Here is a 10954-nt window from a genome sequence, read left to right on the forward strand (position 1 = left end):
GTTCCCACATGACCGCAGGCAGGCCGTACCGGGTCGGATACGCGCCGGGGGCGTACGACCTTTTTCACATCGGACATCTCAACATCCTTCGCCACGCGCGCAGTCAGTGCGACTACCTGGTGGCCGGGGTGGTCTCGGACGAGATGGCGGAGCTGGCCAAGGGCCGCCGTCCGATGATTCCACTGGTGGAGCGTCTGGAGATCGTGCGCAGCGTGCGATACGTGGACGCGGCCTTCGTGGAGACCGTGCCGGACAAGCTGGAGACCTGGACACAGGTCCGGTTCGACGTGCTGTTCAAGGGCGACGACTGGCGAGGCACATCCAAGGGGGAGAAGCTGGAACGGGACTTCGCGAGGGTGGGGGTGGAGATCGTCTACCTCCCGTACACGGTGCACACCTCCAGTACGCAACTGCGGCGCTCGCTCGACCTGTTGACACAGGAGGCCGGACGCCCGGCCGCGATCAGCGACGCACAGCGCTGAGTTCACGGAACCACTTCGCCAGGAAGGCGACGAGGAACAGCGCGCCGAAGACGCCGAGCACGGTGTAGGTCCAGCGGAAGACCGGGCCTGCTCCCAGGAGGAGGAAGACCAGGCAGAAGACGCCGTGGTCGACGGGGAGCAGGGCCACCGAGCGCAGGGTGGAGGGCGCCTGCGCCGGGGCCCCGGGCGCGCGGCGCGGGGTGAGCTTCTCGGTCAGAAGTCCGCCGAAGAAGGTGACCACGGCGGCGAGTTGGAAGCCGAGCGGGACGAGCAGCCAGGCGTCGTCGGCCGTTCCGTAGTGCCCGGGGTGGCGGTAGAAGGTGATCAGGACGGCGACATGCAGGGCGGTGATCTTCGCGCTGTCCACGACATGGTCGAGCCACTCCCCCGCCGCGCTGCCGCCACCGCGCAGGCGGGCGAGCTGCCCGTCGGCGGAGTCGAAGGCGAATCCGGCGGCGAGACCGAGCCAGATCAGGAGACCGAGCGTCCAGGACGGTGTCCCGAGAGCAGCGCCGGCGACGGCGGCGAAGCTGAAACCCGCGCTGACGAGCGTGACTTGATTCGGCGTCAGACGCGCCGCGTAGGCCCCGGCGGCGAGGTACCGCCCGAGCGGGCGGTTGACGAAGCGCGAATAGAGGGAGACCCCCTTCGCGGACTTCTGAGCGGATCTCAGCTCGGTCAGCGCGGTCCCGATCGTTCCCACGAACCCCCCCGGGTCATGATGCGTACGGTCACAGGTCGTACGTGATGGTGCACATCATGACAGCACCGGAGGGCGGCCCCCAGAGGCCGTCTTCTCGGCGGGCTGCCGTGCTGTGCGACGAGCGCCTCCGCCTGGTGGTTCTCCTTGAGACCGACGGGCGGCAGGTGCTCGGCGGGGCCGGCTGCCGGGCGTCAGCCGGTGTACGCCAGCGGGTCGGCGAGGACTTCCCGGATGACGACCGCGGCGGCGCCGCGCGCCGCGTCGGCGGAGGTGGAAGCGGTGCGGAGGCGGCCCGCGGAAGGGGTCCACAGACCGGAGACGACACGGCGCCCCAGCTCGGCGTCGACGGCGGGCGCCAGCCGGGCCATCAGGCGGGGGTAGATGCCGCCGAGGACGACCGCCTCCGGGTCGAGCAGGTTCACCGCGCCGGTCAGGGCGAGTCCGAGCATCCGCCCGGCGCCCTCGACGGCGGCCACGGCACGGGGCTCCCCGGCATCGACGCGTCGAACCAGCTCGTCGACGGCGGTCGCACCGGACGCGGGGGCCTCGGCAGCGGCCGAGGTGCCGGACGCGGGGGCCTCGGCAGCGGCCGAGGTGCCGGACGCGGGGGCGCCCGTCGTCGGCGGGTCCGCAATGCCGGCCGCCCTGAGCAGGGCGGACTGGCCCGCGTACTGCTCCAGACAGCCGTGGGAGCCGCAGCGGCACAGGGGGCCGTCGGCGTCGACGGGCAGATGGCCGATCTCTCCGGCGAACCCGTGCGCGCCGCGCAGCAGTTCACCGTTGACCACGATCGCGCCGCCGACCCCGATCTCGCCCGTGAGATGCACGAAACTGCGCACCGCGCCCAGGGCGCCGAACCACAGCTCCGCCAGCGCCGCCGCGTTCGCCTCGTTGTCCGAGGCGACCGGCAGCTGCGGCTGTCCGGGACGCAGCGCGGCGAGCGCCCCGGCGAAGATCCGGTCGGCCTCCACACGGTTCCAGCCGAGGTTCGGCGCCTGCTGGACGGTGCCGGCGGAGACGAGACCGGGCAGGGCGAGCCGTACACCCGCCGGATGCAACCGCCGTTCCGCCGCGGCCTCCAGGGCACGCGCGGCGATCCGCGCGGCCCGCTCCAGGACCTCGACGGGGCCGGCCGCGCTGTGGGCACGGTCGGCGCGGTCGGCGCGGTCGGCGCGGTTGGCACGGTTGTCGACGGGGTGGGTGATCCGGATCCGGTCGGCGCCGGCCAGGTCGACGACGCACACCGACACATAGTCGACGTTGATCTCGACACCGAGGCCCGCCGGACCGGTGTCCGCCGCCTTGAGCACCGTCCCGGGCCGTCCCGCCTGCCCGCTGAAGGTCTTGCCCGACTCGACCAGGAAGCCATGCTCCAGGAGCTGTTCGACCAGCGAGGAGACGGCGGCCCTGGTCAGCCCCACGCGCGCCGCGACCGCCGCGCGGGTCGTCTCGCCCGCCTCGTGCACCGTACGCAGGACGAGGCTGAGGTTGTGCCGGCGCACGCTCGCCTTGTCGGCCTTGGGTTCCACCGGGCGCGCGCTCCCGGTCGCCGGAGTCTTCTTCATCGTGCGCCGAGCCTAGCCTCCTCGCTCCGGCCTCCTCGAAAGAGTTCAACCACCGAACTCTTTCCGCTAGTGTCCCCCGCATGCCCCTGCCACGCGACTACAGCGGCCAGACGTGCGCCCTCGCCCGCTCGATGGAGATCATCGGCGAGCGGTGGACGCTGCTGATCGTGCGGGACGCCTTCCACGGGGTGCGCCGTTTCGGGGAGTTCGCCGCCCATCTGCGTCTCCCCCGGGCGGTGCTGGCCGACCGGCTGACCACCCTCACCGACGCGGAGGTGCTGCGGCGCCTCCCGGGCACGGGGCGCCGGGAGGTCTACACGCTCACTCCCAAGGGCGTCGCGCTCTGGCCCGCCGTCCGCGCGCTCACCGAGTGGGGCGACGCCTTCTACGCGGCGGACGCCGGCCCGCGCCGGATCTTCCGCCACGCGGACGACGACGCCCCGGTCGCCGCCGACGGGCGCTGTACCGGCTGCGGTGTACCGGTCGCGGTCGGGGACCTGCTGGTCACACCGGGTCCCGGGCTCGCCCCGGCGGCGGAGGACGACGATCCGGTGACGCGCGCCCTCGCCCGGCCCCACCGGCTGCTCCAGCCGCTGCCGCTTGCCCCGCTCACTCCACGCTCCAAGAGAGGTTCGCACGCATGAAGATCCTGGTCGTCGGCGCAGGAGCCACCGGAGGCTACTTCGGGGCCGTGCTGGCCCGTGCCGGACGGGACGTCACGTTCCTGGTCCGGCCGCACCGCGCCACCGTCCTGCGCGAGCGCGGGCTGCGGATCACCGGGCGGGACGAGGAGTGGCGGCTGGAGCCCCGGCTCGTCACCGCCGACGCCCTGACCGCGCCCTACGATCTCGTGCTGCTCTCCGTGAAGTCCACCGCCCTGGAGCAGGCGATCGAGGACATCGTCCCGGCCGTCGGCCCGGACACGGCGATCGTGCCGCTGCTGAACGGTCTCGCGCACATCGACGCCCTGAACGCCCGCTTCGGCACCGCTCCGGTCCTCGGCGGCGTCGCCAAGGTGGTCACCACCCTGAACGACGAGGGCGACATCGTCCGGCTCGCGCCCCTGGCCCATCTGACGATCGGTGAACAGGACGGCTCGCTCTCGCCCCGCGTGGAGAAGATACGAGCCGTCCTCGACGAGGCGGGCATCGACGTCCTGGCTGCCGGGGACGTGATGGCGTCGATGTGGCACAAGTGGGTCTTCATCACCACGCTCGGCGCCGTCACCAGCCTGACGCGCGGGACGGTCGGCGAGGTCAACGCCGTGCCGGGTGGACCGGAACTCGGCCCGGCGGTCCTGGCGGAGGCCGCGGCGGTGTCGGCGGCGGCGGGACATCCCGTACCGGAGAGGGAGCTGACCGCGACCCTCGACGTGGTGACGGCGACCGGTTCCCCACTGGTCCCCTCCCTCTACCGCGACCTGACGGCCGGGCGCCCCACCGAGGTCGAGCACCTCTTCGGCGACCTGGTGGCCAGGGCCCGCGCCCTGTCGGTGGCGACCCCGCTGCTGGACCTGGCCACCCTCCACCTCCGCGTCCACCAGCGCCGCGTGTCCCCCGCCTCCTAGGGCCTCTCGTGTGGATCACGCCGGGCTCGCGGGTCATGGTGGCACATCAGGGCAGCTTGGCCATCTGCGCGTCGATGACGGCCATCGGCTGCCGGTCGACACCGCCCGCGGGGTCGTAGGTGAAGAACAGCGCCACGTTGTTCTTCTTGCGGACCGCCGCGAGCCGGACGACCACCGGCGCCCCGTCCCGCTCGACGGTGAGCCCCCAGGCGAGCGCCTCGTCGCCCGCCGACACGGGTTGCGGCTCGGCCTTCCGGATCGTCGTCGTCCCCGTGGAGTCGGTCGCCGTGAAGCCCCCCGCGCACGGCCCCACGGCCGCCCGCAGGGAGGCGAACCACTCCTGGGCGCGCGTCCCCGTGTACGTCCCGATGGTGACGTCCGTCGTGAGGGTCTTCGCCACGGGTCCGATCGGCCGGATCAGGGCTCCCGTCGCGCCGTCGGGCACCCGGGACATGGCGTCCGCGATCGGCTTGCACGCCGGCGCGTCGGTGCGGGCGGCCGAGGCCGGGAACATCTGGACGTCCACGTCGCCCCGGACACGGTGATCCGGGAGGTCCTCCCGCGTCAGAAGTGCCGCGAAGTGCTCCTTCGTTCCCAGCGTCTCCGCCGCCGCCGGGGTGGTGGCGGGAGAGGGCGCCGCGCCGGCCGCCACGGCCCCGTCCCCGCCCTCCGCCGCGCCGCCGCAGGCGGTGAGGAGCAGGGTGAGGGCGGTCCCGGCGAGGACGGCGGAGCGCAGGCGTTGGGCGCGGGCTCCCAGGGGCGGGGCGTGCTCAGCCAAGCTTGGCCTCCTGGGCTGCGAGGACGACCTTCGGCAGGGCAGCGGTGCCGCCGGGCGCGAGGCTGTTGGTGGCGGCGAGCGCCACGATGCCGCCCTTGCGGAAGAGGACGACGTTGGTGACGTGCGGGGCGCCGTCCACGTCCATGGTGACCGTCCATGCCTGCGACTCGTCACCGATGGACACCGACGCGGGCGCGACCGAGCGCACCTTCGTCTTCTCGTCGATCACCGTGACGGTGAAGCCGCCGGCGCACGCCGTCCCGGACGCCTTCACCGCCGCCAGCGCCTCCTGAGCGCTGTCCCCCTCGTACGAGGAGAGCGCCAGAGTGGTGGCGGGTGCTCCGAGTCCCTTCATCAGGGCATCCTCCGGCTTGGCGGCGGCGTCCTTCTTCGGCACCTCGACCGCCACGGTCTCGGCCGTGGCGAAGGCGAGGTGGTGGGGGATGGCGCTCACGGCGTCGGCGAGGGGCTTGCACGCCTCCTTGTCGACGGTCAGGCCGCTCGAGCCGATCTTGGCGCCCTCGCCCGCCTCGACCTTGTACCCCTTGAGGTCGGCCTGGCCGACGATCGCCTCCTCCAGCTCGCCCTTGGTGAGGACCTTCGCCGCCGGCGCCGACGGCGTGGCGGAGGCGCCGGGCGAGGTCTCCTTGCCCTTGCCCCGCTCGTCCGCCTTCGTCTCGCCACCGCAGGCGGTGACGAGGAGGGCGAGGGACATGGCGGAGGCGGTGACGGCGGCTGTTCTGACGGACGTACGCATGTGCGGTGGCTCTCTGATCTCTCATGCCGCCGGTCGGCGGCTCCCCCCGCATGAGACTCCGAGCGCATGCGGCCCCACATGATCACCCGCGCTCGCGCGCGGAGCAATCCCCTTTCCCACGGGACCGCACGCCACGACCGCGGTCGTGCCGCACGCCACCGTTCAGGACTCGGGGTGTTCGAGCCCCTCCAGGCTGTCCATGAAGGAGCTGACCGAGAACACCGCGCGGCCGGGGCCCGCCGGGCCGTATCCGGGCGGTGAGCTGAGGCCGAACTCCTCCAGCGTCGCCCGGTAGGTCTCCAGGAGACGGATGTGGTACTCCAGCGGCGCGCCCTGGGGGTTGGCCTTGCCCAGCGGGGTCGTCGGTTCGGGGCACCAGGTGGTGAACCGCGGGACGACTCCGTTCGACATGAAGAACCGCAGCCCCTCGGCGGTGGAGTCGATGGCCTCGCTCACCTTCGTGAATCCGAAGGGCTCGGCCATCTCGATGCCCGCCACGAAGTTGGGGATCACATTGCGCGGACCGAACACCTCGGTCGAGTCCAGGATCCTGCGGTGCCACTCGTCGCGGCCGACGTAGCGTTCCTTGCCCGGGCAGTGCAGCTGGAACAGCCGGCGGTCCCACACCTCGAAGTTGGGGTGGTAGATCCGGATGCCGTAGTCGTGGAAGCGCTGGACGGCGTCGCGGGGCAGCGCCTGCGCGACGACCTTACCGATCCAGCGGCCGGGGAACCGCTCCTCGATCGCCTTCGCGTAGTGCCCGTAGAAGTCGGCCTCGTCGCGGCCGCCGACCTGCGAGGTGATCGAGCCGCCTGTCAGGGTGTAGGCCCGCGACGTTCCGGCGGTGTCGTACCGGTCGATGATCTCCAGCGCCTCGAGCACCTCCTCGACCGGCTTGACCCCGGTGTACGGCCGGCCCGCCGCCTTGTGCTGGCGCCAGTTGTGGTTGATGTCGCAGAACTGGCACTCCTCCTTGGCGCCGAAGTACTGGCACACCCGGAAGACCGTCAGATAGACGAGATAGCCCCACTGGATGGTCGGCGCGACCTCCATCACCGACTTGCCGTTCGACAGCGTGTGCCGGTAGTACTCCGGCATCGGCGGCAGCCCGACGTCCGCGATCCGCACCCCGTCCAGATAGAGCCCGAGCGCGCCGTCCTCCCCGGCCCGGACCACGTAGGGGGAGTCCGGGTTGACCCGTACGGAGACGACGGTACGGCGCAGGTCGTAGGGGCCGCCGGTGAGGACGATCTCCTCGGGCGGCCGGTTGAGCGCCGCGGCTCCGAGCTCAGGGAGCGTGCGGTGGTCGAAGGAGAAGATGAAGTACGACTTCGGCTTGACGTCACCGGAGGCGCCGTCGGCGGTGCCGCTGAGCGCGGACTCGTCGAAGGCCATGCCGCCGCGCAGCAGGTCCTCCTTGATCACGGCCTCTCGTGGCACGTGCGGAAAGCGCCCCATCAGGCCCTCGACCAGCGCGGTACGGCTGAGGCTCTCCATGTGCTGCTCCATCCCTGACTCCGTTGAGGATTCCCTGGCAGCGTATCTCCGGCCGCGAAGAGCCCGGACGGCGGCCGTCGCGCCGCCCTCAGAAGACGTTGCGGCGCCGCAGGCGCAGCGGGCGGCCGTCGGGGTCGACCAGGAGGTGGTGCAGCGGAGTCGCGAGCAGCCGCTGTGTCCTGGGCAGCTCGGGCGGGACGTACCGGCGCAGCCGTCCGGGTGGCCGTGGGCCGACGCGGCCGCCCTCGTGCCAGGCGTCCAGCCTGGCTGCGGCCTCCCGGAAGGCGTCGAAGGCGGCACCGGGGTCGCACAGCTCGTCCGGCACCACGCTCGCGGCCGGTCGGTGGGCTCCCGCGGCGCCGGGCTCACGCGGCGCGTCCGGCGCCGCGGCGGCGGCCGGTTCGTGGGCTGCGGATGTCGCCCGGGTCGTGCCCGCGTTCCGCGTCGCGGCCGCCCCCGGCTCTGCGGCGTCCAGGTGCTCGCGCATGAGCGTGAGGCGCAGCTCACGGGCGAAGGCGCGGGCGCCGTCGCCCAGTCCGCCCGGATCGGTCGGCGCCCGCGGGTCCGTGGTCCGGTCGAGCACGGCGCAGCTGAGCTCGGAGTCATGGGTCCAGGAGCGGAGGTTGACGTTGTCGGAGCCGATGGAGGCCCATACGTCGTCGATCACGCACACCTTGGCGTGGACGTAGACGGGGGTTCCGGCGTGGTTCTCCAGGCCGTACACCGCGACCCGGTCCCCGCCGGCGCGGCGCAGCGCGTCGAGGGCGGTGATGCGCCCGATGAGGTTCATGGCGAGGGTGAGCCGGCCGTCCTGCTCCGGGACGGAGGGGATGACGCCGATCAGCCGCAGACCCGGGTGCCTGCGCAGCGCCTGCGCGAAGGAGGCGACCACCCGGGGGGACCACAGGTACTGGTCCTCCAGATAGATCAGGCTCCGGGCCCGTCGCAGCGCCTTGAGGTAGGCCCGGGCGATGCTGCGCTCGCCGTCGGGGGCGAAGGGGTAGCCGCCCAGGAGCCGGTTGGGATAGGTCCGCAGGACCTGCACGGTGTGGGTGCCGCAGGGTTCCGGGTCGGGCGTCTGCGGCGGCAGTCGGTCGGCCCGGGTGTCCTCCCGGTGCGCCAGCTCGCGCAGGCGGGTGACGGGGCTGCGGCTGAGCGGGGCAGGGTCCTCCCACCGCTCCCGGAAGACGGCCTCGATGTCGCCGACGACCGGACCGCGCAGGGCGAGCTGGACGTCGTGCCACGGCGGGCGGGGCCCGTAGGCCGCGGCGAAGGGGAGCGTCTGCGGGTCGCCGCGGTGGTCGGCGTCGTCGTTGCGGCCGTGGCAGAGGTCGATTCCGCCGATGTACGCGATGTCCCGTTCCGGCCGGTCGGGGTGGCGCAGGACCACCATCTTCTGGTGGTGCGAGCCGCCGGGCCGTACCCGCATGTCGAGCAGGCATTCGCCGCCGCCCTCCTCGATCTCGTCGCCGAGGTGGCGGTTCTCCTCCTCGCTGAACCGGAATCTGTCCAGGTGGGAGCGCCACAGGAGCCCTTTGACGATGACACCGCGCTCGGCCGCCCGGCGCAGGACGGCGCCGATCTCGCTGCCGTCCCCGTCGAGCCGCTCGTCGGGGTCGCCGCGCCAGTCCGTGAAGAGCAGCAGATCGCCCGCGCGCATCGCGCGGATGCCCGCCAGGAGCTCCGAGAAATAGGCGGCGCCGTGGACCACGGGCCGGGCTTCGTTGTCTTCGGCCCAGCACGCGCCGTCCGGGCGTCGCCTGTCGAGGCGCGTCGCGGTGTTCCCGCGTTCCCCGTCCGCCAGGAGCCAGTCGGCTCGCGTCACGGCATCGGTCCTCCCGCTTCGTCGCTCACGGCCGGGCGCCCCCGGGAACGCCGTACGCGCGGGTCTCCCCGCGCGTACGGCGTTCCGGTCCGGTCACGCTGCCGGCCGGGCCGCCCTGCGGCGGCCAGGGCCTCTCGTCTGGCTCATGCCCTGCTCGCGGGCCCTGGATCCGGTCACCAGTAGTGGGATCGGCCGCCCACGGCGTGCCCCACCGCACCGGCGATCCACAGCACCAGACCGATCACGGCGAGGATCAGCCCGATGGTCCAGAGAATCGAGATTCCGGTGACGAAACCGATGATCAGCAGGATCACTCCGAGAATGATCACGACGACCTCCCTGCGCCCCCATTGGATGACTCCGCCGAGAAGAACGGAGTGAAAAGGCATGAAGCGAATACCATCACCGGCGCCATCTCATTCACGTTCGACGGAGAAATCTGCGCGGAGGACGGACCGGCGGTCGTCGGGCTGAACGGACCGGCGCGTATCGGCTCCTTTTCGGAGCCGCTTTTTCGCGGGCGCGCCCCGGTCATGGCATGCCGTCCGGCCGGCCTCAGTCGTCGTCGCTCCGCGACGGAGCGCCGTCGTCGGCCCCGGAGGCGCCGGACGGATACGGACGCGACTGCTCCTCGCGCCCGAGACCGGGGCGCTCCAGCTTGGCCTCGTGCCCCTGCTCGCCGCGCGGGTCCTCCGCGCCCTGGGCGCTTTCCGTCCCTGGTGCGCTCTCCGCGCCTCGCGTGCCGGCCTCGTCGTCGACGACCGCCTCGTCCGCGGCGCGCCGCGCCTCCTGGTCACCGCTCTCCCCCACCGCGTCGGAGGGGGTCGTCCGCGGGCGGTGCTCGTCTCGCCTGTTCTCGGTCATGGTCGTGCTCCTTCGATTGTCCGGGGCGCCTGCGGGGAGGGGCCTGCGCCGCCGTTCAGGACGGGGGGTAGGGGGCCGGCTTCAGGCGCCGGGCCAGGTGTGCCGCGTTGGCGGCGAGCGTGGCGGTGGTCTGGGCGGTGGCCTTGGGGGGCTCGTCGAGGTCCAGGTAGTCGGTGCCCTGCATGGCCTCTCCGACCCAGTACGTGACGGCGCCGGGGGCGAGGGTGAAGCCGACGTCGTTGAGCCCCTGGAAGAGGTCGGCGCTGACCTTGTGCGCGCCGTCCTCGTTCCCGACGACGCAGACGGCCGCGACCTTCCCGTATGTGAGCAGGCGGCCCTCGTCGTCCGTCTCGGAGAGTTCGGCGTCCAGGCGTTCCAGGACGCGCTGGGCGATGCTCGACGGATGGCCGAGCCAGATCGGGGTGGACAGGACCAGAATGTCCGCGCCCAGGACGGTGTCCCGGATCTCGGGCCAATCGTCCCCCTCACCCATGTCCGTCCGCACGCCCGGCAGGACGTTGCGGTCGGCGATGCGGATGGTCTTGCCCGTGACGCCGTGGTCGCTGAGGGCGGCCATGGTCTGCTCCGCCAGCAGCTGCGAGCTGGAGGGGGTGGGCGACCGCGAAAGGCTGCAGACGAGGGCGACGGCGCGCAGTGGTGTGGTGTCCATGAGTGCCCCGCTACCCCGCGACACGTCCGCTATGTCATCCGGGGCTCCGGATTGCGGCATCTGAGCCGGCGTAGGGGCGGGCGGGCCCGCACTGGCGGCGGCGCCGCATCGGCGGCGCCGGGCGCCGCTCCCCGGCATGGCTGCGGTCCGCCCCGTCGTGACGGCACCGCGGCACCCCGGTGGTGACGGTCTCCGGGGAGCCGGGCGAGCTGACGATGTTCCTCTTCGGCCGCCAGGACGCCGCGA

Annotated in this window: 12 protein-coding genes and 1 pseudogene; 4 read left to right on the forward strand and 9 right to left on the reverse strand. The window is 72.7% G+C overall.

What is annotated here, in order from left to right; translation table 11 throughout:
- Positions 1-8 precede the first annotated feature (8 nt).
- Positions 9-482, forward strand: a complete 474-nt coding sequence (locus ACWDX6_RS28840) for an adenylyltransferase/cytidyltransferase family protein (protein ID WP_451487814.1) — start codon at positions 9-11, stop codon at positions 480-482.
- Here the strand turns inward: ACWDX6_RS28840 and ACWDX6_RS28845 are convergent.
- Together ACWDX6_RS28845 and ACWDX6_RS28850 are read right to left on the reverse strand one after the other, a co-directional pair.
- Complete coding sequence (locus ACWDX6_RS28845) at positions 463-1185, reverse strand: CDP-alcohol phosphatidyltransferase family protein (protein ID WP_451487815.1); 723 nt, start codon at positions 1183-1185, stop codon at positions 463-465. The two genes, ACWDX6_RS28840 and ACWDX6_RS28845, sit on opposite strands and share 20 nt — an antisense overlap.
- Positions 1186-1376: 191 nt before the next feature.
- Positions 1377-2750, reverse strand: coding sequence for an ROK family protein (locus ACWDX6_RS28850; protein WP_451487816.1), 1374 nt, complete (start codon positions 2748-2750; stop codon positions 1377-1379).
- Positions 2751-2830: 80 nt separating this feature from the next.
- Between ACWDX6_RS28850 and ACWDX6_RS28855 the strand changes: the two genes are divergently transcribed.
- Both ACWDX6_RS28855 and ACWDX6_RS28860 read left to right on the forward strand, forming a co-directional pair.
- Complete coding sequence (locus tag ACWDX6_RS28855) at positions 2831-3394, forward strand: winged helix-turn-helix transcriptional regulator (protein ID WP_451487817.1); 564 nt, start codon at positions 2831-2833, stop codon at positions 3392-3394.
- A complete protein-coding gene (locus tag ACWDX6_RS28860; RefSeq protein ID WP_451487818.1) occupies positions 3391-4317 on the forward strand; it encodes a ketopantoate reductase family protein in 927 nt (308 codons plus the stop codon). Before ACWDX6_RS28855 ends, ACWDX6_RS28860 begins: the two co-directional genes overlap by 4 nt.
- A 46-nt stretch (positions 4318-4363) precedes the next feature.
- Here the strand turns inward: ACWDX6_RS28860 and ACWDX6_RS28865 are convergent, their stop codons facing one another.
- The 7 genes from ACWDX6_RS28865 to ACWDX6_RS28895 form a co-directional block, all read right to left on the reverse strand.
- On the reverse strand, positions 4364-5095 hold the full coding sequence (locus tag ACWDX6_RS28865; RefSeq protein ID WP_451487819.1) for a hypothetical protein: 732 nt from the start codon (positions 5093-5095) through the stop codon (positions 4364-4366).
- Positions 5088-5852: a hypothetical protein gene (locus ACWDX6_RS28870; RefSeq protein ID WP_451487820.1), complete on the reverse strand. Its 765-nt coding sequence runs from the start codon at positions 5850-5852 to the stop codon at positions 5088-5090. The genes ACWDX6_RS28865 and ACWDX6_RS28870 overlap by 8 nt, the downstream gene beginning before the upstream one ends.
- A gap of 162 nt (positions 5853-6014) precedes the next feature.
- Positions 6015-7349: a radical SAM protein gene (locus ACWDX6_RS28875; protein WP_451487826.1), complete on the reverse strand. Its 1335-nt coding sequence runs from the start codon at positions 7347-7349 to the stop codon at positions 6015-6017.
- 88 nt (positions 7350-7437) lie between these two features.
- Positions 7438-9174 (reverse strand): phospholipase D family protein, encoded by a 1737-nt coding sequence (locus ACWDX6_RS28880; protein ID WP_451487821.1) that lies wholly within the window; start codon positions 9172-9174, stop codon positions 7438-7440.
- 173 nt (positions 9175-9347) lie between these two features.
- Complete coding sequence (locus ACWDX6_RS28885) at positions 9348-9503, reverse strand: DUF6131 family protein (protein ID WP_451487822.1); 156 nt, start codon at positions 9501-9503, stop codon at positions 9348-9350.
- A gap of 226 nt (positions 9504-9729) precedes the next feature.
- A complete protein-coding gene (locus ACWDX6_RS28890; protein WP_451487823.1) occupies positions 9730-10038 on the reverse strand; it encodes a hypothetical protein in 309 nt (102 codons plus the stop codon).
- A gap of 55 nt (positions 10039-10093) precedes the next feature.
- Positions 10094-10708: a flavodoxin family protein gene (locus ACWDX6_RS28895; protein ID WP_451487824.1), complete on the reverse strand. Its 615-nt coding sequence runs from the start codon at positions 10706-10708 to the stop codon at positions 10094-10096.
- 164 nt (positions 10709-10872) lie between these two features.
- On the opposite strand from ACWDX6_RS28895, the pseudogene ACWDX6_RS28900 reads away from it, so the two are divergent.
- Positions 10873-10954: pseudogene (locus ACWDX6_RS28900) on the forward strand (TIGR03085 family metal-binding protein); the annotation flags it as partial.

The sequence above is a fragment of the Streptomyces sp. NPDC003027 genome (assembly GCF_053591435.1).